At 64.3% G+C, this 25,547-nt stretch carries 23 protein-coding genes and 1 pseudogene; 10 read left to right on the forward strand and 14 right to left on the reverse strand.

Annotated elements, in window-relative coordinates:
- Positions 1 to 37: 37 nt before the first annotated feature.
- The 7 genes from DTA22_RS01625 to DTA22_RS01655 all read right to left on the reverse strand — a co-directional run bounded on the left by DTA22_RS01625 (position 38) and on the right by DTA22_RS01655 (position 7,335).
- Positions 38 to 1,102: a branched-chain amino acid ABC transporter permease gene (locus tag DTA22_RS01625; protein WP_112298313.1), complete on the reverse strand. Its 1,065-nt coding sequence runs from the start codon at positions 1,100 to 1,102 to the stop codon at positions 38 to 40.
- The gene (locus DTA22_RS01630; RefSeq protein WP_112298314.1) at positions 1,099 to 1,983 is read right to left on the reverse strand and encodes a branched-chain amino acid ABC transporter permease; all 885 of its coding nucleotides are present in this window, start codon (positions 1,981 to 1,983) and stop codon (positions 1,099 to 1,101) included. Before DTA22_RS01630 ends, DTA22_RS01625 begins: the two co-directional genes overlap by 4 nt.
- 16 nt (positions 1,984 to 1,999) lie before the next feature.
- Positions 2,000 to 2,707 carry an ABC transporter ATP-binding protein gene (locus DTA22_RS01635; RefSeq protein ID WP_112298315.1) on the reverse strand — a complete coding sequence of 236 codons (708 nt, stop codon included), beginning with the start codon at positions 2,705 to 2,707 and terminating at the stop codon, positions 2,000 to 2,002.
- Positions 2,704 to 3,489, reverse strand: coding sequence for an ABC transporter ATP-binding protein (locus tag DTA22_RS01640; RefSeq protein ID WP_112298316.1), 786 nt, complete (start codon positions 3,487 to 3,489; stop codon positions 2,704 to 2,706). Before DTA22_RS01640 ends, DTA22_RS01635 begins: the two co-directional genes overlap by 4 nt.
- Complete coding sequence (locus DTA22_RS01645) at positions 3,486 to 4,721, reverse strand: ABC transporter substrate-binding protein (protein ID WP_112298317.1); 1,236 nt, start codon at positions 4,719 to 4,721, stop codon at positions 3,486 to 3,488. Before DTA22_RS01645 ends, DTA22_RS01640 begins: the two co-directional genes overlap by 4 nt.
- A gap of 110 nt (positions 4,722 to 4,831) precedes the next feature.
- Positions 4,832 to 6,364 carry an acyl-CoA synthetase gene (locus tag DTA22_RS01650; protein WP_112298318.1) on the reverse strand — a complete coding sequence of 511 codons (1,533 nt, stop codon included), beginning with the start codon at positions 6,362 to 6,364 and terminating at the stop codon, positions 4,832 to 4,834.
- Between the two features lie 44 nt (positions 6,365 to 6,408).
- Entirely contained in the window at positions 6,409 to 7,335 is a 927-nt protein-coding gene (locus tag DTA22_RS01655) for a cyclase family protein (RefSeq protein ID WP_112298319.1), read from the reverse strand.
- 150 nt (positions 7,336 to 7,485) lie between these two features.
- Between DTA22_RS01655 and DTA22_RS01660 the strand changes: the two are divergent.
- Positions 7,486 to 8,444, forward strand: a pseudogene (locus tag DTA22_RS01660) (GlxA family transcriptional regulator).
- A gap of 132 nt (positions 8,445 to 8,576) precedes the next feature.
- A complete protein-coding gene (locus DTA22_RS01665; protein ID WP_112298320.1) occupies positions 8,577 to 9,215 on the forward strand; it encodes an HD domain-containing protein in 639 nt (212 codons plus the stop codon).
- A 16-nt stretch (positions 9,216 to 9,231) separates the two neighbouring features.
- Here DTA22_RS01665 and DTA22_RS01670 read toward each other — a convergent pair whose 3' ends face one another.
- A complete protein-coding gene (locus tag DTA22_RS01670) occupies positions 9,232 to 10,314 on the reverse strand; it encodes an MmgE/PrpD family protein (protein ID WP_235214349.1) in 1,083 nt (360 codons plus the stop codon).
- 585 nt (positions 10,315 to 10,899) lie between these two features.
- On the opposite strand from DTA22_RS01670, the gene DTA22_RS01675 reads away from it, so the two are divergent.
- A complete protein-coding gene (locus DTA22_RS01675) occupies positions 10,900 to 12,204 on the forward strand; it encodes an MFS transporter (RefSeq protein WP_112298321.1) in 1,305 nt (434 codons plus the stop codon).
- A 177-nt stretch (positions 12,205 to 12,381) separates the two neighbouring features.
- On the opposite strand, the gene DTA22_RS01680 is transcribed toward DTA22_RS01675, so the two are convergent.
- Complete coding sequence (locus DTA22_RS01680; RefSeq protein WP_037239440.1) at positions 12,382 to 13,119, reverse strand: GntR family transcriptional regulator; 738 nt, start codon at positions 13,117 to 13,119, stop codon at positions 12,382 to 12,384.
- Between the two features lie 367 nt (positions 13,120 to 13,486).
- On the opposite strand from DTA22_RS01680, the gene DTA22_RS01685 reads away from it, so the two are divergent.
- The 5 genes from DTA22_RS01685 (at position 13,487) to DTA22_RS01705 (ending at position 19,172) form a co-directional block, all read left to right on the forward strand.
- Entirely contained in the window at positions 13,487 to 14,677 is a 1,191-nt protein-coding gene (locus DTA22_RS01685; protein WP_037239438.1) for an acyl-CoA dehydrogenase family protein, read from the forward strand.
- Positions 14,674 to 15,885 (forward strand): CaiB/BaiF CoA transferase family protein, encoded by a 1,212-nt coding sequence (locus tag DTA22_RS01690; RefSeq protein ID WP_037239432.1) that lies wholly within the window; start codon positions 14,674 to 14,676, stop codon positions 15,883 to 15,885. Before DTA22_RS01685 ends, DTA22_RS01690 begins: the two co-directional genes overlap by 4 nt.
- Positions 15,886 to 15,892: 7 nt before the next feature.
- Positions 15,893 to 16,870 carry an HpcH/HpaI aldolase/citrate lyase family protein gene (locus DTA22_RS01695; protein WP_037239430.1) on the forward strand — a complete coding sequence of 326 codons (978 nt, stop codon included), beginning with the start codon at positions 15,893 to 15,895 and terminating at the stop codon, positions 16,868 to 16,870.
- A 3-nt stretch (positions 16,871 to 16,873) separates the two neighbouring features.
- Positions 16,874 to 17,404, forward strand: coding sequence for a MaoC family dehydratase (locus DTA22_RS01700; RefSeq protein ID WP_217999473.1), 531 nt, complete (start codon positions 16,874 to 16,876; stop codon positions 17,402 to 17,404).
- Positions 17,405 to 17,735: 331 nt separating this feature from the next.
- Positions 17,736 to 19,172 carry an aldehyde dehydrogenase family protein gene (locus DTA22_RS01705; RefSeq protein WP_037239428.1) on the forward strand — a complete coding sequence of 479 codons (1,437 nt, stop codon included), beginning with the start codon at positions 17,736 to 17,738 and terminating at the stop codon, positions 19,170 to 19,172.
- A gap of 222 nt (positions 19,173 to 19,394) precedes the next feature.
- On the opposite strand, the gene DTA22_RS01710 is transcribed toward DTA22_RS01705, so the two are convergent.
- The 4 genes from DTA22_RS01710 to DTA22_RS01725 form a co-directional block, all read right to left on the reverse strand.
- Entirely contained in the window at positions 19,395 to 20,132 is a 738-nt protein-coding gene (locus DTA22_RS01710; protein ID WP_037239426.1) for an IclR family transcriptional regulator, read from the reverse strand.
- A 109-nt stretch (positions 20,133 to 20,241) separates the two neighbouring features.
- Positions 20,242 to 20,688 carry a PaaI family thioesterase gene (locus DTA22_RS01715; protein ID WP_112298322.1) on the reverse strand — a complete coding sequence of 149 codons (447 nt, stop codon included), beginning with the start codon at positions 20,686 to 20,688 and terminating at the stop codon, positions 20,242 to 20,244.
- Positions 20,689 to 20,879: 191 nt separating this feature from the next.
- Positions 20,880 to 21,764: an alpha/beta fold hydrolase gene (locus DTA22_RS01720; protein WP_037239421.1), complete on the reverse strand. Its 885-nt coding sequence runs from the start codon at positions 21,762 to 21,764 to the stop codon at positions 20,880 to 20,882.
- The gene (locus DTA22_RS01725) at positions 21,761 to 22,168 is read right to left on the reverse strand and encodes a hypothetical protein (RefSeq protein WP_112298323.1); all 408 of its coding nucleotides are present in this window, start codon (positions 22,166 to 22,168) and stop codon (positions 21,761 to 21,763) included. The genes DTA22_RS01720 and DTA22_RS01725 overlap by 4 nt, the downstream gene beginning before the upstream one ends.
- Positions 22,169 to 22,652: 484 nt before the next feature.
- Between DTA22_RS01725 and DTA22_RS01730 the strand changes: the two genes are divergently transcribed.
- On the forward strand, positions 22,653 to 23,714 hold the full coding sequence (locus DTA22_RS01730; protein ID WP_112298324.1) for a 3-isopropylmalate dehydrogenase: 1,062 nt from the start codon (positions 22,653 to 22,655) through the stop codon (positions 23,712 to 23,714).
- Here DTA22_RS01730 and DTA22_RS01735 read toward each other — a convergent pair.
- Positions 23,674 to 24,057, reverse strand: coding sequence for an ArsR/SmtB family transcription factor (locus DTA22_RS01735; protein WP_037239412.1), 384 nt, complete (start codon positions 24,055 to 24,057; stop codon positions 23,674 to 23,676). The genes DTA22_RS01730 and DTA22_RS01735 overlap by 41 nt on opposite strands.
- Before the next feature lie 103 nt (positions 24,058 to 24,160).
- Between DTA22_RS01735 and DTA22_RS01740 the strand changes: the two genes are divergently transcribed.
- A complete protein-coding gene (locus tag DTA22_RS01740) occupies positions 24,161 to 25,447 on the forward strand; it encodes an MFS transporter (RefSeq protein WP_112298843.1) in 1,287 nt (428 codons plus the stop codon).
- The last annotated feature ends 100 nt before the right edge of the window (positions 25,448 to 25,547 follow it).

A 25,547-nucleotide genomic window follows, 5' to 3' on the forward strand; every position in this document is an offset into this window, starting at 1 on the left:
GGGCACTGCCTGTTTTCGACGAAGCCGATGTCGGTCGTCAGTGGGAGACTGCCAGTTCCCGCGGATCCTCGTCGGCCGTCATCGCCGGCCGGGTGTGTCGACGGGTTCCGGGAATCCTGCTCACCAGCGGCCCCAGCGCCCATCGGACCAGGCTGATCACCCCGTACGGGAGGACGAAGATGAAGACGATCAGCGCCGCCCCATAGGTCATACCCGCCGCCGATTGATTGATCTCCGCTGTCCACTGCGGCACGTACTGCACGAAGAACGCACCGAACACGACGCCAGGAACGGTGCCGAGGCCGCCGATGACGATCATGGTGATGAAGGCGATCGCCAACGGCAGCCCGAATGCCTCGGGGCCGACATACTGGACCACGAAGCTGTACAGCACGCCGCCCACACCGGCGAGGGCCGCGCTGAGCGCGAACACCGTCGTCTTCGTGCGGGTGGCCGGGACACCGAGGGTGGTGGCCACGGCTTCGTAGTCTCGGATTCCGATCAGTGATCGCCCGATCCGGCCCGTGGAGAGCCGTCGCACGACGAGGTAGGCGATCAGCGCCACCGCCAGGCACAGGTAGTACACCCACTGGTCGCGTTCGAGCCCGCTGAATCCGGGCGGTTCGGCGCCGGCGATGTTGATTCCCGCCTGCCCGTCGGTGACGTGTTCGAACCGCTTGATCACCGCGGGGGTCACCAGCGCCAGACCCAGCGTGGCAAGCGCCAACTGGAGTCCGTACAGGCGAAGGGCGGGCAGACCGAACAGGTACCCGATGACGTAGCAGACCGCGAACGCGATCGGAAGGAGCAGCAGGTACGGGACGCCGTGGTTCTCGACCAGCACCGCGCTGAGGTAGGCGCCGACGGCGAAGAAGAAGCCGTGGCCGAGCGAGATCTGACCGGTGTTGCCGGTCAGCAGGTTCAGCCCCAAGCCGACCACCACGTACACCAGCACCATGGAGCGGTCGAAGTTGACGTACGGCGCCGACACCAGCGGTGCCACCGCCGCTACGAGGACCACCAGTGCGACTGTGGCCCTTGCCAGCCACCGCGGTGGTTCGAGTTCGGCGCGGGGCCGGCGAAGCAGTTCGATAATTCTCATACCCGGGCCACCTTCCGCGCACCGAACAGGCCCTCGGGTTTGAGGAGCAGCACCCCGAGGATGAGGGCCAACGCCACGGCCTGTTTGAAATCGTGTCCGATCCAGGAAACGTAGGTTCCGGCAAGATTTTCCGCGACACCTACGCACAACCCGCCGACAAGAGCGCCGACCGGGCTGTCGAGGCCGCCGAGGACGGCGGCGGCGAATGCGTAGATCAGCGAGGCGACGAGCATGTTCGGTTGCAGGAACAGTTGCGGCGCCGCGAGGGTGGCGGCGAGGGCCCCGACGGCCGCGGCGAGGCCCCAGCCGATCATCAGCATGCGGCCGACGGGGACCCCGATCAGTTGCGCGGAGTCGGGGTTGGCGGCCGCCGCCCGCATCGCCAATCCGACCTTGGTGCGTTGGAACAGGACGAACAGCAGCGCCGCGACCACGCTGACGGCGCCGACGATCACCAGTGACTGCTGGGAGACCGCGACCGGACCGAGGGTGAGCACCCGTCCGGCGGCGATCGCCGGGAACTCCTTGCTCTGCACACCCCAGATCCACCCTGCGGCACTGTTGAGTACCAGCATCAGGCCGAGTGTGATGATGACCAACGGCATGTGGTTCGGTGAGGACGCCAGCGGCCGGATCAGTACTCGTTCGGCGGCGGCGCCACCGATGAAGGCCACCACCATCGAGCCGAGGACAGCGAGGAGCAGTGGCGCACCCCACTGGTGGAACTGCCACGCGAAGAAAGCCGAGAACATCGCCATCTCGCCCTGCGCGAAGTTGACGATCCCGGAGGCTCGGTAGACCAGGACGATGCTCAACGCGAACGCGCCGTACAGTGCGCCCCACGTGAGCCCGTCCACCAACTGTTGAAGAAATACATCCATGACCACTCTCCTGTGCTCAGTAGCCGAGGTAGGCGCGTCGCACCGACTCGTCGTGGGCCAATCCGGCGGCGGCGCGTTGGGTGACGACACGACCTGCGTCGACGAGCACCGCGGACGTCCCGATGTCGAGGGCCAGATGCGCGTTCTGTTCGACGACGAGGATCGTCGTGTCGGTTTCCTCGCTGATCCGGCCGAGCACGCGAAATACCTCCTGGGTGATGCGTGGTGCCAGGCCGAGGGACGGCTCGTCGAGCAGCAGCAACCGCGGGCCTGCCACGAGGGCCCGGGCGATCGCGAGCATCTGTTGTTCACCGCCGCTGAGCCCGCCCGCCTGTTGCCGACGTCGTTCCCGTAGCCGCGGGAAGAAGTCGTACCAGTGCTCGATCGCCCGGTCGGTGGCGGCGACCGAAGTGGTGTATCCACCGACGCGGAGGTTTTCCTCCACCGTCAGATCTCCGAACGTGCCTCGTCCCTGGGGGACGTGGGCCACGCCGAGTCGGGCGATCCGGTCGGTGCGCATGCCGGTGACGTCGCGGCCGTCGAGGGTGATGCGCCCTGTGGTACGCACCAACTGGCAGATCGATCGCAGAATGGTGGTCTTCCCGGCGCCGTTCGCGCCGAGTACCACGGTCACCTGCCCTGCCGGCACCTGGAAGTCGATGCCGTGCAGCACTTCCGCGCGCCCGTACCGGGCATGCAGGTTTTCGACGGTGAGCATGTTCATGCGGCACCGCCCAGGTATGCCTCGATGACCTCGGGATGGGCAGCGACCTCGGCCGGTTCGCCCTCGGTGACCTTCTGCCCGAAGTTCAGCACCACCACGCGGTCGGAGATCGACATCACCATGGCCATGTGGTGCTCGACGAGCAGCACCGAGAATCCCCGTTCGTCGCGCAGGCGTCGGACCGTGTCGGCGAGTTCGAGGACCTCCTCGTGGATCAGGCCGTTCGCCGGTTCGTCGAGCATCAGAAGTCGGGGTCGTTGCATCAGTGCGCGTGCGAGCTCGACCCGTTTGAGCGTGCCGTAGGGCAGGTTGCCTGCCAGTTCGCGGCCGACGTGCTCGAGATTCATCGATTCGAGCAGCGCCCAGGCCTCCTGCTGTTCGTCGGCCTCCTCCCGGCGGGTGCGCGGCAGTCCCAACGCGGTGGCGAGGAAACCTGCCCGGGTGCGTGAGTACGCCCCGGTAAGGATGTTGTCGAGCACCGAGAGCGTCGGGAACAAGCCGATGTTCTGGAACGTGCGCGCGATTCCGGCGTCGGCGACAGCGTCCGCCGACAGCGCGAGCAGATCGGTGGACCCGAAGGTGATCTGTCCCGAATCCGGTTGGTACAGCCTGCTGATGCAGTTGAACAAGGTGGTCTTCCCGGCGCCGTTCGGGCCGATCAGCCCGACGATCTGTCCGGGCTCGATCGTGAACGACGGTCCATCGAGGGCGACGACTCCGCCGAACCGCAGGCGAACGTCGCTCACCTGCAGCGCGGGCACATCCGGGGGCCCGGCGCTCATCGGTCGGTGCTGCGGGTGACCACAGCGTCGTAGTGCCAGCTGCCATCGCGGAAGGTCATCGGAGCCATCGAGGTGATCGCGTACGGGTAGTCCGCGCTGGTATCGAAGGTGACGCCGTCGATGGACAGGTCCGTGGTGACTCCGTGCAGGTTCTGGACGGAGTCGAGCAGATCGGCGCGGGTGCACCCCTTCATCTGTTCGAGGGCGGCGACCAGCAGCTGAGCAGTGTTGTACCCGGTCGCCGCGATGGTGTCGGTGGACTTGATCGCATCGGCGTGCCGCTCGGCGAATGCCCGCCAGTTGCGCATGCCCGGTCGCTGGTCGTGGTCGGTGCTGCTGGCGTCGTAGATCCAGGAGAAGGAGTGCACATCTTCGGCGGCGTCGAGACCGGCCGGGGCCAGGACGAAGTTGGTGTCGGTGGCACCGGAGTAGATGTAGGTCTCCGGCTTCCAGCTCAGCTCGTGAGTTTTCTTCAGGGACTGTGTCACGAAGCTGGCGGTGGCGAAGTTGACGAACACGTCGGCCCCGGAGTTCGCGAGGTTGACGACCTGGGAATCCACGGACGGTGTGGTCTGTTCGTACGACTGCTGCGCGACGATTCGCGCACCGCTGCCGTCGAGGGCGGATGTCAAGGCCGCGAGGCTGCCGTTGCCCATGCTGTCGTTCGGATACAGCACCCCGACTTTCGCTTGCGGGTGATCTCGCAGGATCTGCTCGGCGCGCTCGGCGACCTCCCAGCCGGTCTGCGGGTTGACCGCACCGGCGACCACGGGCCGTCTGTCGAGGGTGGCGAGCAGTTCGTCGGTGCCGGTCATGGGGAACACCAGCGGGACGTTCTTCTGCGCGAGATAGTCGACGACGGCGAGGGTCGACGCGGTGCCGATCAGGTTCTGGATCGCGAACACCTGCTGCTGTTCGACCAGCGACCGGACGTTGCCGACCGTGCGCGCCGGGTCGTACCCGTCGTCGAGTGCGGTGTAGACGATCTTGCGGGACTTGCCATCACCCATGGCGACGCCGCCCGTAGCGTTCAACTCGTCGAACAGGGCCGATGCCGCGGTCGCCTGAGGCCCGGCGATCGATTGCACCAAGCTGGTGCCGAAATGGATCTCGGTGTCGGTGATGCCCGGGTCGCAGTCACCTGCGGCGGTCGCAGTGTCGCGGCCCGAGCATGCGCTCAGGGACGCGGTGGCGCACAGGGCTGTCAGGCCCACGGCGAGGATGCGTTTCATGGTCGCTCCATGGTGGAAGGCGTGGAAGCCCGAAGTAAGTCGGGCTCAGGTTTTCGGCAGGGCGCAGCGACGGCGACCGGGAGTCGTCGCCGCCGTGCGCTGTGTGGGGCCTAGACAGTTACGTGAGAGAAGCGTTCACGCAGGTCTCGTTTGAGGACTTTTCCGGTGACGTTCCTGGGCAGGGTGTCGATGAAGACGACCCGCCGGGGTACTTGGAATCCGCCGAGTTGTTCTCGGCAGGTGGTGATGATGTCGTCGGCGGTGGCGGTGGCGCCTTCACGGAGAACGACGACCGCACAGACTAGTTCTCCCCAGGTCTCGTCCTCGACGCCGATCGCCGCGGCCTCGGCGACGGCGGGGTGACGGTAGAGAGCCTGCTCGACGGTCAGAGACGCGACATTCTCCCCGCCGCTGATGATCAGATCCTTCTTTCTGTCGATGATGTAGACGAAGCCCTCGTCGTCTCGGCGGACCAGGTCGCCGGTGTGGAACCATCCGTCGGTGAATGCGGAGGCGGTCGCGTCCTCGTCGTGCCAGTAGCCGGTCATCACCTGGTCGCCGCGGATCACCATCTCCCCCACCTGACCGGTGGGCACGTCGCGCATCGTGTCGTCGACGATGCGGATGTCGACCAGGCGCATGGGTTTGCCTGCGGCGGAGAGTAGTTCGCTCTCACCACTTGCGGCACGCCGGTGCGCGTCGTAGTCGAGGTGCAGCACGTTGCCGGCGAGCTCCGTCATGCCCATGCCCTGGTAGAAGTCGCAGCGGAGGCGTTCGAGCCCCTGACGCAGTACTGGGGCTGGGATTGCCGACGAGCCGTAGCCGATTGCCTGTAGGGAGCTGAGGTCGTGGTCGTCGAGCGCGGGATCCTGGAGCAGAAAGTTGATCATGGTCGGTGCCAGGCCCGTCTGCGTGACCTGCCACCGTTCCACGAGACTCAGGAACGTCGCATTGTCGTACGTGCGGAGAATGCCGACGGTGCAGCCCATCAGGTGGTTGAGCAACGTCACGTACCCGCCGACGTGGCACAGCGGGAAGCAGAACAGGAAGACCGTGTCCTCCGGCAGTGCCCACTGCAGCGCCGACGACGTGATCCCGCTGACCAGGTTGCGATGACTGATCATCACACCTTTCGGCGTGCCGGTGGTGCCCGACGTGTACACCAGCCACGCAATGTCGTCCGGTGCCGGCCGCACCGCCGGCGCCGGCGCCGGCCCGTCGCCCACGAACTCGTCCCAGCCGAGGGGTCCCGGGGCGGTTCCGATGGAGACCACGGTGTGCACGGACGGGATTCGATCGCGAATCTGTGCGATAGTGCCGGCGAACTCCGCGGCCATGATCAGCACGGTCGCACCGGAGTGCTCGATCAGCGCGGCGATCTGGTCGGGATGCAAGCGGAAGTTGAGGATGGTCAAGGCCATCCCGGCCATCGGCACACCGTAGTAGCAGTCGAAGTATTCGGTGCAGTTCGTGGACAAGATTGCGACCCGGTCCCCCGGAGCCGCGACGCCGAGCAACGCGCCTGCAAGCCTTCTGCTGCGGTCACGCAGCTCGGAGTAGGTCACTGCCTCGTCCTCGAATCGCAGCGCGATCCGGCCGGGATGTTTGCGCGCGCCGTACTCGACGATGTCGCTGACCAGCATTCAGTTTCTCCTAGGTACTGGTGAGGTGGCGGTGGAATCGGTGCTCACCGGATCGCGAGGGGGTTGATCGGCGATCCCACACCGCGAGTGAACTGTAGGGGCGGTCCGGCGTAGAAGAAGTCGTAGATGCCGTCGGCAGCGCAGGAGGCGGACAGCTCCTCGAAGTCGAGCAACTCGGCAAGGGTCATGCCCATGTCCCGGATGAGCACCATGTGAAGCTCGAACAACGCCCCGGGGTTCTCACCGGGCATCACCTCGACCGCCCAGTTGTCCGAGCCCACCACCGCGACGTCGCGCTCGCGCAACCAGGACGCGCACGACAGACTCAGACCCGGTTCACCGGCCATGAAACCCGCCGGGTCGTGATCGGCGAGAAACTTTGCGCGCCAACCTGTGCGGATCATCACGATGTCGCCCGAACCGATCTCGACGTTCTGAGCTGCGGCGACGGCGTCGAGTTCGTCCGGAGTGATAGCGGTCCCGGCCTCGAGCCAGTCCACACCGCGCGCCCGGGCCACGTCGAGCAGTACGCCGCGCCCGGCGATCCCCTTCGCCTGGGTATGAATTCCGCACTTGTCGGCACCCTTGACGGTGACGCCGGATCCCGGATGCCCGTTGTAGAGCTGATCGTCGTAGTGCACATGGGACAGCGAGTCGTACTGCGAGCCCGCCTGCAGCGGCATGAAGACATAGTCGTCGGCCCATTTGAAGCCGCCGGGAAGCACCTGCTCCTGCCCGTTCTCGGCCATCAGCCGGATCGGATTGATCCGATTGCCTCCCGGCTGCGGCCCGTCACCGTCGAGTGGGATGCCCAGTTCGAAGATCGTGCCGGTCCGAATCAACGCTGCGGCGGCCGCGACACACTCGGGCGTGATGAGGTTCGTGGTCCCCCGCTCGTCGTCGACGCCCCAGCGACCCCAGTTGCTCACCCGTCGGCCCAGCTCTCGCATATCGGATACGGACGTGGTCATCCTGCCTCCTCGGCAATCGAACAAAGTATGACGTGACAGTCATGTCAACTATGCGAATTGTGACCTCCAGCACCCCCGGTGTCAACACCGGAACTACGGAAGGGTCCGAGCCTGCCGGCCATGGAAACACGATGCGAGGAAGATGAGCTCATGGATGTGCCCCACCGTGTCGGCGTGCTCGTGTTCGACGGCGTGAAGATGCTCGACGTCGCCGGTCCATCCGAGGTCTTCACGGAGGCCAATCGACTCGGCGCCACGTACGAGTTGGTGCTGTGCTCTGTCGGGGCGGTCGACGTGACCGCGTCCACCGGGATGCGGATTTCCGTCGATGCCGATGCCGCGGACACAGGCCATCTGTCAACCGCGCTGGTGATGGGCGGCGATATTTTTCCGTCGACGCCGGTGAGCCCGGAACTCGCCGGTGCGGCCACCACGCTGGCCGGCGATGCCGACCGGATGGCCTCGATCTGCACTGGTGCGTTCATCCTGGCGGCGGCCGGGCTCCTCGACGGCCGGCGCGCGACCACCCACTGGCAGCACGCCGCTACCCTTGCGCGCGGGTATCCCCGGATCACCGTGGAACCCGACGCCATCTTCGTCGAGGACGGCACCATCTTCTCCTCGGCAGGGGTCACAGCCGGCATCGACTTGGCCCTGGCTCTCGTCGAACGCGATCACGGCACCGAACTGGCACGAGCGGTAGCCCAGTCGCTCGTGGTGTTCCTGCAGCGACCCGGCGGTCAGTCTCAGTTCTCCCCCAGCTTGCGCGGGCCGCGGCCCCGCACCGGACAGCTCCGCAAGGTGGTCGATGCCGTGGCCGCAGACCCCACCGGTGACCACTCCATCACCCGACTCGCCGCGCGCGCCAACGTCAGCCCCCGGCATCTCACCAGGCTGTTCCAGGACGAGCTGGCACCACCCCGGCCAAGTACGTGGAGCTGATCCGATTCGACACCGCCAAAGCCATGCTGGATGCAGGACACACGTTGACTTCCGCGGCTCAGCACAGCGGGTTCGGCAGCCCGGAGACCTTACGACGCAGTTTCATCCAGCATCTCGGTGTGTCGCCCCGGGCGTATCGGCAGCGATTCCACTCCACCCAGCGCTGAAAGCAGCCGCCAGGGCATGTCCCGATCTGTGCGGAAGTGGACCGGAATGCCGGTTTCCGCCGCGGTTGACGATGCCACTGTGAAGTAGAGCAGCCGCACCCCGCGGACCACTACTCCGGAAGCGAGAAACGCATGACCGACACTGTCGCAGGCATCGACATTCCCGACACCGCCCTGGTCACCGAGGCAACCGAACTGGTGCGGGAGGCCGCGAACCCGTTGATCTACCACCATTCCCGCCGCGTGTTCCTGTTCGGTTCCCTCCGAGCCCGTCACCAGAAGGTCACGTTCGATCCCGAGCTGTTTTACGTCGGAGCGATGTTCCACGACCTCGGCCTCACGACGAAATACCGCCGCACGGATCAGCGATTCGAGATCGACGGCGCCGACGAGGCCCGCAATTTTCTCCGCTCCCACGGAATCGGCGAAGACGAGGCAGACACCGTGTGGACGAGCATCGCACTTCACACCACGCCCGAGATTCCACTGCATATGGCACCGGAGATCGCGCTGCTCACCCGGGGAGTCGAACTCGACGTACTCGGTATCGGCTACGACGCGATCACCGACGAGGAACGCGCCGCCGTCGTTGCCTCCCACCCGCGGCCGAACTTCAAGAACGAGATCCTCGCTGCCTTCACGGGCGGTCTCGAAGACCGCCCGGACACCACGTTCGGCAACGTGAAGGCCGATGTGCTGGCACACTTCGTACCCGGCTTCGTTCGGGGTGACTTCGTCGATGTGATTCTGAATTCTGCTTGGACTGAATGATTTCCGTCCCGGTTCCTCAGTTGACACCGCCCGGCAGAAGACGTTGCAGCATTGCTGCTGCCGAAATCCAGTCCAGCTCCACTATCTCGGCTGCGCGTTCGTCACCGACACACCCTCGAACTTTGGCTTCGAAATCTGTGACGGATGCCGGCCGGCCCGGATGGCCCGTGGGCAGTTCAACCACGGCCTCGAGATGTGATCCGTCACGGAGTTCGACGATTACCGTGCAGTCTCCATCGAGCACACCCTCCCCCACGGGCTCGGCAACCACGCTGACGCTGTCGAGGATGTTCCGAACTTCCGGCCGCTGCACGGCAGCGTCGGTGAAGCTCCCGATATCGGGGAACCCGTCCAGCAGGGCGGCCGCTATACCGTAGTTCAGCGAGAACTTGCCTTCCAGACCCGAACTCGGATAGTTGTGGATCAACGGCAGTACCGCGCTGCGCGGAGTGTGCAGTCGTATGCGGGCGATGTCGTCGATCGACAACCTACCCAGCGACCGGATCGCAGCGATCGGACGCTGGAGCGCGTAGCAACACGGGTGAAGCTTCAGCCCGAGACCATCCGGAATGATGGGACCTTCGACCTGCGGTGATCTCCGCCCTCCGACGAGCCGGAACCATTCACCGACTGCACGAGGGTCGGCGGTCGCGCCGGCTGCGGCGAGTCTGGCCGCTCGCACACCGGCCTGGGCAGCGAATCCGACCTGCATCGACTTGCCTGCGGTACCGAAGGCCTGGCGGACGCCACCTGCGCCGGGGACAGCGTGCGCCATCGCGATAGCGATACCGTCAGAATCGAGCCCCAGCGACAGCCCCGCCGCAACAGCAGCCGCGATGGCACCGACCGTCGCGGTGGTGTGCCATCCCTGCGTGTAGTGGTTCCAACCGAGCGCAGTACCCAGACGCGCCATCACGCCCGCCGCCGCCAGATACTCCCGCGCACCGCCGCCCGCCGCCAACGTGGCAGGAACGCAGACCACACTGATGTGCGTCGTGGATGGTATGTGCAGATCATCGAAATCGAGCACGTGTCCGACCGCTGCCCAACGCAACGCAGCAGGCAGACCGTCCGTCCACGCTGCTACCGGATCATCCATTGCAGCAAGGGTCACTGCAACGGTATCGACAAGCGCACGTCGAGCGAGTTCGAGTTCCGCGGGCCCCGGCTCGATGCCGGCGGCCCACCTTGCGAGATCGTGCGCGCTGACACTGGTTGATTCGTGCGGCGCAATCGCCATAGCCCACTCCTTTTCCGCACCGGAGCGCCCGGTGCGCTAGCTGAGCATTCAATGGAACACCATACCGTTGAACGGCACACAGGAAAAGCAATCGTTCCTCGGTTCGGCATGAAGCCGCCCTTGCGTATCCGCGCCCGCCATCTCGTCTACCTGGCTTGTAGGCCAGCACACTTCACCGCAGATGATCCTCGTGAACCAACCTTGACAGAGTGTGATCCGAGGCACGATACTCATTTTCCGAAACACTGTGCCGTTATGTAGCACACCAGGGTCGTTGCAGAGATCGAATCAATCGCGGAGCTTCCCCGATTCGGGGTTCGACGCCTCGGGCCCTGGACGGTCAGTGCCTCAAAACTTCGCCCACGACGTGAACCTCATCGAGCCACAGGCAACCAGAAGCCCTGCGGAACCACGCGCAACGCCTTCAGAGAAAGACACTTCGCAATGAGAATAGAGACATCCGATAAACCGGCCATCTTGAACCCGAGGCGACAGCTGATTGCCGGCACCATCGGGCACTCGGTCGAGTTTTTCGATTTCCTCGCGTACTCGTACCTCGCGGTCTACTTCGCAACTTCCTTCTTTCCCTCTTCCGAATCCTCGGGATTGGTCCCGCTCCTGAGCGCCTTCGGCGTTTTTGCCGTCGGGTTCCTCGCCCGTCCGCTGGCAGGGCTCTTCATCGGACTCTTTGCAGATCGGTACGGCCGCCGGCGAGCCTTGAGTCTCACCATCAGCCTCATGGCCGGCGGCAGCCTGCTCGTCGCGGTCTGCCCCACGTACAGCCAGATCGGTGTCGCCGCGCCCATAATTCTCACTGTTGCCCGCATTCTGCAGGGGTTGTCCGCTGGCGGCGAGTACACGACTGCGGGTGCCTTCATCGTCGAATCCGCCCCCGACGGTCGACGCGGTTTCTATTCGAGCTTCATGTTCGTCGCGTCGGGCATGGGGAAATTGGCATGTCTGGCCTTCATCACCGCGTTCGTCGCGCTCATCGGTGAAGATGCGATGCGCGACTACGGTTGGCGAATCCCCTTCGCCGTTGGCGCCTTGGCCGCGGTCGTGGCCTGGTACATTCGCCGCGGAACTCAGGAGACGCTCGGAACTACCGTCTCCGACGACGGCGCGGCACCGGTGAGCCGCAACCCGCTCAATGCTCTGCAGCGTTACCCCAGACAGTCCCTCATCGTGTTTGCCATCGCAACCGGAATGGGTGTTGGACAATATTTTTGGGCTACGTACCTGACTACGTACTTCCAGATCCAGAACGGCGCCTCCGCCACCACCGCAATGACGGTCGGCATTATCACGCTGATTCTCTACACGATCGCACAGCCGGTGGCCGGGCTCATCTCCGACAGGTACGGGCGTAAACCATGCATGTACGTATTCGGCATCGGCACCATCATTGTGACGCCTTTCCTGCTGTCGATCACGAGTTCGAACTTTGCGGTACTCCTATGCATTCAGCTCGTCGGGCTTCTGTTGCTCAGCTTCTGCACGTCGATCACGTCAGCTGTGATGGTCGAAAACTTCCCACCGCACGTGCGAGTGAGCGGCCTAGGCTTTCCCTACTCGCTCTCGGTGGCAATCTTTGGTGGAACGGTCCCGCTTGTGGCCACCGCACTGGCCAATTCCGGTTATTCCCAGTACTTTCCGTGGTACATCGTGGCCACTGCGGTTGTTACGCTCGTGGGCGCCATATCGGTACCGGAAACGTTTCGCAGCGACATTTCGGGCGAAGAATCCTGATCGGCATTCTCCCCTGCCCGCATAGCTGACGTTCGCGCAGACATGCGGTCGAAGTCCTCGGGAGATATTACGGATTCGCTCCTTCTCGGGCCCGCCGCACGGCCCGAGAAGGAGCCGTCGTAGTCCAGGCGTACATGGACGGCGGGGCGAGTCGTCTTCACTCCCAGCCACCCGTCCTCAACTTCTGCCGATGGTGTTTCGGTAGGTGTAGTGCTCGGGCAAGTAGTAGCTGACCGCCAGCTCGACTGCCCGACTGTCCGAATCGAAGTAGACGCGATCGGCGCGCAACAGGGGATGCTCGGCGGGGCAGTCGAGGTGATGGGCGATCTCCTCGGCTGCCGGCGCCACGGTGATCGACTGCACGAGTTCGACAACGGGAGACGCCAGGTGAGGTTCCAAGAGACCGATGATCGTGTGCACTCCGATCGCGCCCGGCTCCGTCCCCGCGCCGCCGCACAGGTGCTGCGCGTGAAGATCCGGCAGATGGACGGTCGTCATCGCGAACAGGATTCCCGCGTGGCGGCGTACATACGCGATCGTGGAGACGAGGTCACTGTCGAGGCGTAGCCGGCTTGCGGCTTCGATGTCGGCCCTCCGTCGCAGAGGCGCAACGATTTCTGTTGTGGTACCAGCGGGAAGATTGGTCAGTTCTTCAATCGGTCCGAGCCGCCGGAGGCGTCTACTCCCCAGTTCGGAGACATAAGTGCCCCTCCCCGGAACGCGATACACCAGGCCATCCGCCACGAGATCGTAGAATGCTCGCCGCACGGTCTGCCGACTCAATCCATACTTTCCGGCAAGTTCGAGCTCTGTGGGAAGCTGTCGACCACCGTGGAACTGGCCCGCAGCGATTTGCTCGCGCAGCGCGTGGGACAACCGCCGATGCGCCGGCGCCTCTTCGTTGTCGCGGCCCATGAGCCCACACCGATCCGTTCCTGTCGCCCTTCGGCATCATTCATTGCCGCGACGCGCTGTCTTCCATGCCGATCCAGAGGGATCGTCCGCGAACCATCGTAGTGGACGTTGGCACGTTATGCCAGATAGCGGCACACTCCGTCGAGTCCCGGCACGCCCATCCTCCCCGCTCACGTCGGGGTCCCGACCGACATCGGAGTACGCAGACCGGGTCGACGTCGATGCACCGACACCTCGCACCAGTACGGACGACAATTCCGCGGACGCTCACCGGACCGAGGGTTGACCAACACGGCTTCAGTACGGCATTCTGATTCATATCGGAACACTGTGCCGTATAGAGGCACGGATGAAGGGTTGAAGCCTCATGACTGCTGTAGTTGACGACCTCGGGTCGTCAGGAGCCGGATATCTCACCGACGAGCGGCTCGCGATCCAGGCGATGGCGCGGGAGTTCGCCGCCAAGGAAGTGCTGCCCGTGGCGAACGAACTCGATCCGGTCAAGGGCGAAATTCCGATGGAACTGCGCCGGAAGATGGCCGACCTCGGCTTCTTCGGTGTTCTGATTCCCGAGGAATACGGCGGGCTGGGCCTCGGGGTCTTCGAGTACGCCCTGATCGTCGAGGAACTTGCCCGCGCGTGGATGAGCGTGTCGAGCCTTATCGCTCGCGGACAACAATTCACCGCGGGTTTCACCGAGGAACAGCGCCGACAGTACCTCCCGCGGATGGCCACGGGCGACTTCCTCAGCGCCTTTGCCTTGTCCGAGCCCGATGCAGGATCCGATGTGGCGGCGCTGTCGACTCGGGCCCGCAGGGAAGCTGACGGGTGGCGGATCAGCGGCCAGAAGATGTGGTGCACGTTTGCCGACGGAGCCGACTACCTCCAGGTATTCGCCCGTACGTCACCCATTGACCGCGACCACCGATCGCGCGGTATCAGCTGTTTCATCATGCCGAAGCCTCGCGGTGAGCTGCCCGCGGGAGTGACGGGCACACCGGTACGCAAGATCGGATATCACGGATGGCAGACCTGGGAGTTGTCGTTCGACAACGCCTACGCAGCGGGTGACTCCATGGTCGGCCCCGAAGGCGAGGGCTTCAAGGTCGCCATGGGCGATCTCGAGACCGCCCGGATTCATACCGCCGCCCGCGCCATCGGCGTGGCACGCGGAGCGCTCGAGGACTCCGTTGCGTATGCGCGGCAACGCGTCCAGTTCGGCCGTCCGATCGGTGACAACCAGGCGATTCGGTTCAAGATCGCGCACATGGCCACCGAACTGGAGGCGGCCCGATCGCTGATGTACCGGGTGTGCACCGAAGTCGATGCCGGCCGGCGCAATACCGTGGAAGCGTCGATGGTCAAGTACCTCGCTACCGAGATGGCCGAACGAGTGACCAGTGAGGCTCTGCAAATTCACGGCGGTGCCGGATACACCACCGATTTCGCTGTCGAACGGTACTGGCGGGATGCCAAGCTCACCAAGATCTTCGAGGGCACATCCGAAATTCAGCTGAAGATCATTTCGGATTCGATCCTCGGAAGGCAGGCAAGATGAAAGAGCCGGCCGCCGGGCCACTGAGCGATGTCGTGGTGATCGACCTGACCACCATGCTGGCGGGGCCCTTCGCCACCATGGTCCTCGGCGATCTGGGTGCCGACGTGATCAAGATCGAACCCCCTCATGGAGATTTCATCCGAGAGCAGGGACCGTTCGCACCGGATGACGAACTACGCGCATTCGGTGGGTATTTCCAGAGCGTCAATCGCAACAAGCGCAGCGTCGTTCTCGACCTCACCACCGAAGAGGGACGCACCTCGCTGCTCGAACTGGTCGCGCACGCCGATGTCGTCGTAGAGAACTTCCGCCACGGCGTCATGGACCGGCTCGGGCTGTCCTACGAGCGACTCCAGGAGAAGAATCCCCACCTGGTGTACGCGGCGATCCGCGGATTCGGCGACGAACGCACCGGTAGCAGCCCGATGCGGGACTGGCCTGCGTACGACATCACCGTCCAGGCCCTCAGCGGCTTGATGGAGATCACCGGCGAGCCCGACCGCCCCCCGATCAAGACCGGTCCCGGTCTCGGTGACACCGTGCCTGCGCTCTTTGCGGTGATAGGCCTGCTGTCGGCCGTGCACCGTGCTCGCCGCGACGGCGTCGGTGGCTTCGTCGATGTGTCGATGTACGACGCCATGCTGGCAATGTGCGAACGCACCGTGTACCAGCACTCCTACAACGGCGATGTGCCGACCCGGCAAGGAAACAGCCATCCCCTGCTCTGCCCGTTCGATGTCGTGCCCGCGGCGGACGGGTGGGTCAGTATCGCCGCGCCGGGCAACAATCACTGGCAGCAACTCTGCGCGGTAATCGGACGCCCCGAGTTGGCGACGGACGAACGCACGAGGGACAACGTCAGCCGACTGGCCAATCGTGACTTCACCATGTCTGCGGTGACCGCGTGGACGACCACGCGGACCAAGGACCAGATCGTGGAAATACTCGGCGGCAAGGTCCCGGTGGCACCGGTCAATACCATCGAGGACATCTATGCGGATCCCCACGTGCGTGCCCGCAACATGCTGGTCGAGGTCGATCATCCCGGCGTATCCCACCCGCTGACGATCGCCAACACTCCGATCAAATTCGCGGATGCGCCCCCGACCCACCTCCGGCGAGCACCGCTACTCGGCGAACATACCGATGAAGTGCTGGCCCAGTTCGAAACCACCACAGCTGCCTTCCAGCTCGAAGAAACAAGATAGGGAGATCATGTCCAGAACACAACGACCGCGGCGTTCCTGCCTCGCGGTGCCCGGTTCGAGTCCGAAGATGATCGAGAAGGCGAAGGGCCTCGATTCCGACCAGGTCTTCCTGGACCTCGAGGACGCGTGTGCTCCACTCGCGAAACCTGGTGCGCGCAAGACCATCGTGTCGGCACTCAACGAAGGCGGGTGGGGATCGAAGATTCGTGTGGTGCGGGTCAACGATCTCACCACCCATTGGACCTATCGTGACGTGGTCGAGGTCGTCGAAGGTGCCGGTGAGAATCTCGACTGCATCATGCTTCCGAAAGTGCAGTCGGCTGCCCAGATCGCCTGGCTCGACTTCACTCTGACCCAGATCGAGAAGACCATGGGTTTCGAGGTAGGCCGAATCGGAATCGAGGCCCAGATCGAGGACGCCGCCGGATTGATCAACGTTGACGAGATCGCAGCCGCGTCGCCGCGTACCGAGACGATCATCTTCGGCCCCGGCGATTTCATGGCGAGCATCAACATGAAGTCGCTCGTGATCGGTGAGCAGCCACCGGGCTATGGGGTCGGTGACGCATTCCACTACCCGCTGATGCGGATCCTGATGGCCGCCCGGGCGAACGGGTTGCAGGCAATCGACGGACCGTATGTGCAGGTCCGGAACGTCGAGGGCTTCCGCCGGGTTGCCGGACAGGCCGCCGCACTCGGCTACGACGGGAAATGGGTGCTGCATCCGGCCCAGATCGACGCCGCCAACGACACCTTCAGTCCAGCTCAGGCCGACTACGACCACGCCGAGAACATCCTCGCCGCGTACGAGTGGTTCACCTCCGACCGGGGCGGCCGCAAGGGCGCCGTGATGCTCGGCGACGAAATGATCGACGAGGCGTCCCGCAAGATGGCGTTGGTCATCGCCGGCCAGGGCCGCGCCGCCGCCATGGAACGCCTCGACGTGTGGAAGCCGGAAATCGAAACCGTAGAGAGCGGTGTGTGAACAGTGACGACCACGGAAAAAGAGCAGAACATGCAGTTCGGCCGGTACTTCGAGGATTTCGAAGTCGGAGCAATCTACAAGCATTGGCCAGGCAAGACCGTCACCGAGTATGACGACCACCTGTTCTGCCTGCTGACGATGAACCACCACCCGTTGCACCTCAACTCCCACTTTGCCGAGGAAACAACAGAATTCGGTCGCAATGTGGTCGTCGGCAACTACGTCTACTCGCTACTGCTCGGAATGTCCGTACAGGATGTGTCCGGCAAGGCGATCGCCAACCTCGAAATCGAGTCGTTGCGGCACGTCAAGCCGACGTTCCACGGTGACACGATCTATGGCGAAACCGAGGTCCTGGAAGTCACGCCCTCGAAGTCCAAGGACGACCGGGGCGTCGTGTACGTCGAGACCCGCGGCTACAAGCAGGACGGGCAGATCGTCTGCATCTTCCGACGGAAAGTTCTCGTTCCCAAGCGAAGCTACGGCGACGTGCGCGGCGGCGAACAACCCGCTCGACCGCTGCCACACGCGTAGTCGACTCCGGTGGGAGCCCTCCCACCCGCAAGACAAGCGGCCGCCCTCACCGAGAGACCGGATGAGAGCTGCTGGGCGGCTGCGTGATACGCGGATCGAGGTTTTCGTCCCGCCGAGCTCCGATGCGGGCTGGGTGTTCACCCGATGCAGGGAGGACCCTCAGCCCGCACGCCGGAGTTTCGACACCCCACCTCCGGGATGTCGCGATCCGGCGGCCCTTGACAGCGATCGCGGGAACGAACCAAGCTATCAACAGAAACACTGTGCCGGTTATCGGCACAACCGCGGTGCGGCCGGACACCCGGATGCACCACTCGGAATAGGAAGCACTATGCGAGAGCGTTACGAAACGTTCGTCGGCGGACAGGACGAGCGCAGTAAGAGTGGGCAGTACTTCTCCACTCGTGATCCCGCCACAGGCGACGTCATCGCCGAAGTCGCGCTCGGCGGGGCGGAGGATATCGAGGCAGCAGTTGCCGTAGCGCAGAGCGCCTTCCGCTCGTGGCGTGACACCCCGGCCGCCGCTCGCGGTCGCATTCTCCTCGAGGTAGCCCGCACACTGCGTGAACACGCGGACGAACTGGCCCGAATCGAAACACTGGACACGGGTCAGACGCTGTCGCAGTCGAAGGTGGATATCGAGACCGCCGCACGATACTTCGAGTACTACGGCGGGGCGGCAGACAAGGTCCACGGCGAAACGATTCCGTTGGGACCCGACTACCTCTCGTACACCCGCAACGAACCGTTCGGCGTGATCGGTGTCGTCACACCCTGGAATGCGCCGATCAACCAGGCCGCACGGGCCATCGCACCCGCATTGGCGATGGGCAACGTGGTGGTCCTCAAACCCGCCGAGGACACACCGCTCTCGGCACTCGAGATGAGCCGTCTCGCCGTCGAAGCGGGACTGCCCGCGGGGGTTCTCAACGTCGTCCCCGGATTCGGCGCCGACGCGGGCGCTGCCCTGACCGGCCACGACAAGGTCCGCAAGATCGTCTTCACCGGCTCGGTGGAGACCGGCCGGGCGATCATGCGGGCGGCCGCCCAACGACTGATTCCGCTGACTCTCGAGTTGGGCGGAAAGTCCCCCAACATCGTCTTCGACGACGCCGACCTCGACGCCGCCGCCGCGGGCGCCTGGACCGCCTTCACCACCAAAGCGGGTCAGGTGTGTTCGGCCGGCAGCCGGTTGCTGGTGCATTCGTCGGTGCACGACGACCTGGTCGACCGGCTCGTTCAGCACGCCAGGACAACGGTCATCGCCCCGGGGATCGAGGACCCGGACATCGGATCCTTGGCCACGCGAGGGCAGTTCGACAAGGTCCGCTCGTATCTCGAACTCGGACCCAGCGAAGGTGCACGTGTCGCTACCGGTGGACACGTCGCCGACACCGGGCGGCTGAGCCGCGGGCTGTTCATCGAGCCGACCATCTTCGTCGACGTCGACAACACCATGCGCGTGGCACGCGAGGAGATCTTCGGCCCCGTGCTGACGGTGCTCCGATTCGATTCCGATGAGGAGGCGGTCGAGATCGCCAACGACAGCGACTACGGACTCGTCGCGGGGGTCTGGACCCGGGACCACGGCCGGGCTCATCGCGTGGCCGGCGCCATCGAGGCGGGGCAGGTCTTCATCAACCAGTACTTCGCCGGTGGTGTCGAAACCCCGTTCGGTGGCTACAAGTTGAGCGGTTTCGGCAGGGAGAAGGGCTTCGAGGCGCTCAAGCACTACTGCCAGCTCAAGACGGTCACCGCCCGCCTGTGACGGCGCTGCAACTGTGCCCGAGAGGAACGGACGTTCCTCTCGGGCACAGTTGCCGACACGGGGAACCGCAAATCCAGCCGACGAATCGCCGGACCTGCGAGGGGCACCACAGTCGACGCCCCCGTGCCGCTTGTGAGGCACGGGGGCGTTTCCGGGAAACACGGCAAACGAAGTTCGTCTCCACGGGTTAGATAAGGGCGTCCCGACCGGCTCCAGACGGGATCAGAGCAATGAACTCACATTCGCTGCAGTGTCGGAGACCTGCTTTCCCCACCAGGGCACACGATGCTCGTCGAAACGGGTCTCCGGCATCGAGATCCCGATGCCACCGACGGGGCATCCCCCCTCCCCCAGCACAGCCGCCCCGACGGCACACACTCCCATCCGGTTCTGATTGACGTTCACCGCATATCCGACGCTGCGGATCTCCTCGATCTTCTTTCGGATCGATTCGGGGTCGGTGTCTGTCTGCGGCGTCAGTTGCTGGATGGGACTGGAAAGAATTCGGTCGACCTCGTCGTCCGGCAGCCGCGCCATGATCGCCATTCCCCCCGACGTGTGCGGTAGCTGCCAGGTGCTGCCGACCTTGATGAAGGTGCGAACCGCCTGATGGGAATCCATGCGTTCGATCTGAACCACCCGCTCCGCACCATCGCGGACCTGGAGTGTGATGGTTTCGTTCGTCAGATCCCGCAGCTCACGCATCGGCTCGAGCGCCACCGTTCGCAAGTCGCCCTTGTCCCAGCCACGCCGGCCAACGGCCAGTGCGCGCGACGTGAGCTTCCATCTTGTGTACTCGCTCCCATCGCTGCGGATCCAGCCGGCGGATGCGAGCGCCTGAAGAGTCCGTTGCACGGTCGATTTCGGCAACTGAAGGGTGCGTGACAGTTCGCCTACCCCGACCGGCTGGCTCTCCGCCACAGCTTCGAGTACGCGCAAACCTCGTTCGATGCCCTGCACCTACTGTTCCTCTCCCTCGACCGCCGCTCCGCCGCGGTGCAACATTCCGTACTGTGCCGATTATCGGCACAGTATGTCGAAATGTCCAGCCTTGGTGTCCGCTACGGATTCACCGAAGCCGACTCTCGGCGGCCCCGCCGACGCCGACAGGCGGCGAACTGTCCGCGAGGATCTTGAAGACGCCCGTCGCCGTGGCCACCACCGAGTCGTTCACCCGCAGGTCGGAGTCCGCGAAGACGATCGATGCCGTGCGCCGCACGATACGGGGTGAGCTCGTCAAGAGGTCGCCGACCCGGACGATACCGAGGAAACTGACATTCAGCTGCACGGTCGCCATGTTCTGCGTGCCGGTTTCGGCGAGGGCGGTCGATCCGAGAGCGCGGTCGGCGAAGGCCATGATCAGTCCCCCTTGCACGACTCCTCGAAGGTTTCGATGCTTGACCTCGCACCGCAGTCCGTACTCCCGTGCACCGCCTTCACCGTGACGCAGCAGCAGTGGACCGATCAGCCCGATGAACCCGCCGTCGTAGACCTCGTCCCATACGACTTCGTTCACGCCGAACCTCTACTTCCATCCTGGCTTCGATCTCTCGTGCCCATCGACGCGAGTCGAGAGCTGATGGGCGGTGCGGAGCCGCCGACGGCGAGGTTGGAGGAACTCGCTCGCCGGCGGCCCCGCGAGGGTTGCGCCGGCCGCGCGCCCGTGACCACCACGAGCAAACGCAGGCCGCGCAACCGGTCAGTGGGTTACTGGGTAGCCGACAGCACCTTCGACGGCACAGCCGAGTCACGGATTTCCCACAGCACCGGCTTGATGCAGCGGAAGAACTGGGCGGCGTCCTCGCTCATCGGGAAGTGCCCGAGGCCCGCCATCGGGACGACCTTCGCACCCTCGATCTGCGCACCGAGTTCCTCGGCTTCCTCCGGTCCCGTCGCGAAATCGTATTCGCCGTTGAGGATGTACACCGCGGTCTTCGAGGTATCGATGTTCTGTGCCGTTTCCCGAAGATCATGCTCGACGCTGTAGTAGTGGAGATCACCCTTGAACACCGGCGGGGACCCCTGACTGTAGACCCAGGTCGTTTCCCTACGGCCGACTTCTGGAGCCGTCGGCGAGGTGAGCGCGTACATCGCCGCCGGCTTGGAGTCGTTGCTGATCTCGGGGTGGAACCAGTAGTCGAGGTAGTAGCCGGGCGAATGCAGCGCCGCTTCGAGCCCGATCACGGCACGGAACACGCCGGGGTAGTGCAGGGCCAGATCGGGAGCGAGATTGCCGCCCATCGAGCTACCCATGTAGACCGCGTCCTCGCAGTCGAGGGCCTCGGCGAGGGCCACGACGAACTTCATGAAGAAGTCCTGGGTCAGGTTGTACTCCTGCTCCCACCATCGCACCGAGAGCGGCGGCAGCGACCGCCCGTGATACGGCAGATCCCAGGTGATCACGCGGAAGTGTGACGTGATCTCCTCGTCTTCGAGCAGATGACGATACTGGCGCCCGTCACAGCCGGCGGTGTGCTGGAGAAGTAGCGGGATTCCAGAGCCGCTCTCCTCGTAGTAGACCCGGTACTCGATGTCGTCGATCGTGAGATGGACATACCGCCCGACCGCCTTGTCGAACTTCGTCGTGGTCATTTCGCCTCCTCGGCGACGTTGGTGTAGGAACGCATGAGATCGAACAGTCGCCTGAGCGCGGCGTAGTAGGCGAAGAACATCTTCATGTCTCCGCCGTAACGGAAGTTGTGTCGGGTGACCGCCGAAAAGAGGTCCTGGTAGAACGGGCGAGGCACCCGCTGGAAGAACTTGCCCCATTCTTCGATCGGCGCGGAGATCTCGATGTCGTAGTTCCGCGCAACGGTCATGAGGTTGTTGCCCTCGGGCGGCGCGATGGAATCGAGTCGACCGTCACGGATCACCAGCACGTAGGTTTCATCGCCGATCTCCAACCGGACAATGGCGTTCCAGAAGCGCGCCGCAATCTTGAATTCGGGATCCAAGTTGAGCGCCTCCGTGAACCTCTCCGTGTCCACAAATGGCATGGCCTTTCCCTTTCTAGGAAGTCGCTATTCGACCTGCGATCACACGCGGGCGGCGTGGGGTTCGCGAGACATGGCGCCCACAGACTCTCGTCGATCTGTGCCGTTGAGCGGTACGCCGTGTCACTTTCGAGTATGTGCACTGCCTCACAATTTGTCAATAAGGCTGGACGGCACCCCGGTGCCCGAACCGCCCGCTCCATAGCGGACCGAGCGAGCTTTCCGCACAGCGCAATCCGGGGCGGTCGGTTTGCGATGTCGCGGACTGGATGTAAGCCTTCTGCGACTGCCCGTTCACCCGAGGCGGAAGGTCCGGAGGGTTCGACATCAGAACGTCCATCTCATTATGCGGAACGACTGTTCCAGCATGTGGATCAGAGCGGTAGCGTCAGGACCGACGCCCACGTCCGCCCGCCGCACGCCTGCACCCGGGCTGGACGACTCATCCCACGCGGAATCCATCCCGCGTTCGAAGTTCGGAGATCTGATGAAAATCGCAGTCATTCCCGGGGACGGGATCGGACCCGAAGTCATCGACCAGGCAGTCAGGACCTTGCACGAGGTTGCCCCTGCCATCGAAACCAGCTACTTCGACCTAGGCGCCCGAAACTACCGGGCAACAGGTCGCCTGCTCGACCGGGAAACACTCCACGAGATCCGGCATCACGATGCGATCCTGCTCGGCGCGATCGGCGACCCGACCGTTCCCGCCGGCACGCTCGAACGTGGCATCTTGCTCGAAATGCGCTTCGCGCTAGATCATCACATCAACCTACGTCCGACGAAGACGATGCCCGGCGCGCCTCGAGTGCTTGCAGGAAATGCGAATCTCGACCTGCTGGTGGTTCGGGAAGGAACCGAAGGCCCGTACACCGGCAACGGGGGCGCACTCCGCGTCGGAACTCCCCACGAAGTCGCTACGGAAGTCAGCGTCAACACACGTTTCGGCGTCGATCGACTTCTCCGCGAGGCGTTCGAACGCGCCGCGGTCCGGCGGCAGCGGGTGACGATCGTGCACAAACCGAACGTTCTCGCGTTCGCCGGCTCCTTGTGGACGCGCGCTGCCGACGAACTGGCGACGCTGTATCCAGAAGTCGAGGTCGATCACATGCTCGTCGATGCTGCCATGCTGCATCTCGTCACAAACCCTGCCCGATTCGACGTCATCGCCACCGACAACCTGTTCGGCGACCTCATCACCGACCTCACTTCCGCCCTGGGCGGGGGTGTCGGGCTGGCGGCAAGCGCGAACATCGACGGCTCACGAAGGAATCCCGCCATGTTCGAACCAGTACACGGGAGTGCCCCGGATATCGCGGGTCGAGGTGTCGCCGATCCCACGGCCGCGATCCTCTCGACAGCGTTGATGCTGCATCACCTCGGGCTGTCGCATGAGGCGAACACCATCGACCAGGCAGTTCGGGACCACGTCGCATCCCGCGGACAACAATCCTGCTCCACCGAGGAAATCGGTGAGCAGATCAGGAGCCGAGTAGGTTCCGAATCACTCACACCGCCTCAGCGTCGGCCGGCTGCCAGTTCGCAATAAGTGCCACGAGACCGGGAAAGCGGTCGTCGAGGTCTTCCGTGCGGACTCGGCTGCGCCGCTCGAGCCCGTGCTGCCGCTGTCGGATGACGCCGGCTTCCCTGAGCGCTTTGAAGTGATGGGTGAGGCTCGACTTCGGCCGGTCGAATCCGAACCAACCGCAGGTGTGGTCGTATTCCTCCGAGCCGGTCAAGAGCCGATTGACGATTGTCAGTCGCAGCGGGTCGGCGAGAACGCCCATGACCCGCTCCAGACGTATCTCCGATGCCGCCGGTTCAGGCAGCGGCATCGGCAGGGAAAGCTCTTCGCTGTCGCTCATGCGATAGGTCGGCGCAAGATCAGTCATAGATCCAGCATAGCGCCAGTACGAATTTTGTCGTACCATCATGTACGAGAATTATCGTACTGGTACGACCAGTATCGAACTGCACATGGAAGAGGAGACAGCGATGGCACAGACTTCGGCCGGCCCGAGGGAACTGGGGTGGTCACTCGCCGCCGCAAGTACCGTGACGGCCGTGTTCGTGCTGTCGAACGCGCCCACTCCGCTGTACACGCGCTGGCAAGCGGAATGGGGATTCAGTTCGGGAACCTTGACGATCGTGTTCGGGGCGTACATGGTCGGGTTGATCGGGACCCTTCTCGTCGCAGGGAAGCTCGCCGATCGATACGGGCGGAAGATTGTGCTCGTCCCAGGCCTGATCGCCGCGGTCACCGCAGCGGGGCTCTTCCTGTCGGCGACGAACGTACTGTGGTTGCTGGCGGCCAGGCTGCTCGCGGGGGCCGCAGTCGGCGCGGCCGTCACCGCGGGCATGTCGGCTACGATCGATCTCGCCCCCGATCACCGGCACCGGACCGGATCCATGATCGCCTCCGCTGCAATGGTATTCGGTGCCGGACTCGGCCCCCTTCTGTCCGGGACGTTCTCCCAGCTCATCGACACACCCCAGTCCTGGATATTTGGAATCGTGCTGACAGTGACGGCGCTGACACTGGTCGTCGCGATACGGCTGCCACTCCACCGCGGATTCGCACCGGACGGTCCTGTCGAGCGTCTCTGGTCGTGGCCTTCCGTTCCGCGCCCGAATCGCCGTGAACTCGTCTGGGGAGCAGCTGCATTCGCCCCGGGTATTACCTCGACCTCCTTCTTCCTCTCCCTCGGACCCTCGGTCCTCGCGACCGGCATCAACGCCCCCAGCCCGCTACTCGCGGGTGCGGCGGCATGCGGCATGTTTCTGGTAGCAACCGGAATCCAATTCGCCCTTGCGCACCTGCGTACCAGAACCCATCTCGCGCTGAGTTCCTCCGCAGCGTTCGTCTCGATGGTGACGCTGACGGCGAGCGTCACCATCTCCGCGACACCGGCGTTGTTCGTCATCGCCGCACTTCTTGCCGGTGCCGCACAGGGCCTCGGCCAGCTTGCGGCACTGACGCTGATCGGCACCCGAATCCCCTCGAACCATCGCGCCGAAGCAAACGCGGCATTGAACATTGCCGGCTACATTCCTGCGGCTCTGCTACCCGTGGGAACGGGCTATCTGATCCAATTCGTACCCTTCAGCGCAGCCGTCATCACGTTCGCGGCAGCCGTCATGGCATTCTCCCTCGCCGCCCTGATCACCGTACGAATCAGCACAGCCGGACACCTGCGTCCCGCCGCCTCGGACGAGCACGTGATGCGCGGGGAGACGAATGCCACCGCCGAGGAAGCACTACTCGAAGGGGCGCGGCCATGACACGGACGGTCGCGTCGCCGAGCGCCTCGTGTCTTCCGGTCGATGGGTCGGACCCGTCAACCCTTGTCAGGAGCTCGGCTGAGGGGCTTGACTGAAACCT

The sequence above is a fragment of the Rhodococcus wratislaviensis genome (genome assembly GCF_900455735.1).
GTDB classification, from domain to species: domain Bacteria; phylum Actinomycetota; class Actinomycetes; order Mycobacteriales; family Mycobacteriaceae; genus Rhodococcus_F; species Rhodococcus_F wratislaviensis.

What these genes read in the sequence shown, in the direction of transcription:
- DTA22_RS01630 (WP_112298314.1), bottom strand. Translation starts at nt 1,983, where the DNA reads ATGGATGTATTTCTTCAACAGTTGGTGGACGGGCTCACGTGGGGCGCA.
- DTA22_RS01720 (WP_037239421.1), bottom strand. Translation starts at nt 21,764, where the DNA reads ATGACCACGACGAAGTTCGACAAGGCGGTCGGGCGGTATGTCCATCTC.
- DTA22_RS01645 (WP_112298317.1), bottom strand. Translation starts at nt 4,721, where the DNA reads ATGAAACGCATCCTCGCCGTGGGCCTGACAGCCCTGTGCGCCACCGCG.
- DTA22_RS01635 (WP_112298315.1), bottom strand. Translation starts at nt 2,707, where the DNA reads ATGAACATGCTCACCGTCGAAAACCTGCATGCCCGGTACGGGCGCGCG.
- DTA22_RS01675 (WP_112298321.1), top strand. Translation starts at nt 10,900, where the DNA reads ATGAGAATAGAGACATCCGATAAACCGGCCATCTTGAACCCGAGGCGA.
- DTA22_RS01650 (WP_112298318.1), bottom strand. Translation starts at nt 6,364, where the DNA reads ATGCTGGTCAGCGACATCGTCGAGTACGGCGCGCGCAAACATCCCGGC.
- DTA22_RS01695 (WP_037239430.1), top strand. Translation starts at nt 15,893, where the DNA reads ATGTCCAGAACACAACGACCGCGGCGTTCCTGCCTCGCGGTGCCCGGT.
- DTA22_RS01725 (WP_112298323.1), bottom strand. Translation starts at nt 22,168, where the DNA reads ATGCCATTTGTGGACACGGAGAGGTTCACGGAGGCGCTCAACTTGGAT.
- DTA22_RS01735 (WP_037239412.1), bottom strand. Translation starts at nt 24,057, where the DNA reads ATGACTGATCTTGCGCCGACCTATCGCATGAGCGACAGCGAAGAGCTT.
- DTA22_RS01670 (WP_235214349.1), bottom strand. Translation starts at nt 10,314, where the DNA reads ATGGATGATCCGGTAGCAGCGTGGACGGACGGTCTGCCTGCTGCGTTG.
- DTA22_RS01740 (WP_112298843.1), top strand. Translation starts at nt 24,161, where the DNA reads ATGGCACAGACTTCGGCCGGCCCGAGGGAACTGGGGTGGTCACTCGCC.
- DTA22_RS01690 (WP_037239432.1), top strand. Translation starts at nt 14,674, where the DNA reads ATGAAAGAGCCGGCCGCCGGGCCACTGAGCGATGTCGTGGTGATCGAC.
- DTA22_RS01680 (WP_037239440.1), bottom strand. Translation starts at nt 13,119, where the DNA reads ATGGGCCGCGACAACGAAGAGGCGCCGGCGCATCGGCGGTTGTCCCAC.
- DTA22_RS01685 (WP_037239438.1), top strand. Translation starts at nt 13,487, where the DNA reads ATGACTGCTGTAGTTGACGACCTCGGGTCGTCAGGAGCCGGATATCTC.
- DTA22_RS01705 (WP_037239428.1), top strand. Translation starts at nt 17,736, where the DNA reads ATGCGAGAGCGTTACGAAACGTTCGTCGGCGGACAGGACGAGCGCAGT.
- DTA22_RS01625 (WP_112298313.1), bottom strand. Translation starts at nt 1,102, where the DNA reads ATGAGAATTATCGAACTGCTTCGCCGGCCCCGCGCCGAACTCGAACCA.
- DTA22_RS01655 (WP_112298319.1), bottom strand. Translation starts at nt 7,335, where the DNA reads ATGACCACGTCCGTATCCGATATGCGAGAGCTGGGCCGACGGGTGAGC.
- DTA22_RS01640 (WP_112298316.1), bottom strand. Translation starts at nt 3,489, where the DNA reads ATGAGCGCCGGGCCCCCGGATGTGCCCGCGCTGCAGGTGAGCGACGTT.
- DTA22_RS01730 (WP_112298324.1), top strand. Translation starts at nt 22,653, where the DNA reads ATGAAAATCGCAGTCATTCCCGGGGACGGGATCGGACCCGAAGTCATC.
- DTA22_RS01665 (WP_112298320.1), top strand. Translation starts at nt 8,577, where the DNA reads ATGACCGACACTGTCGCAGGCATCGACATTCCCGACACCGCCCTGGTC.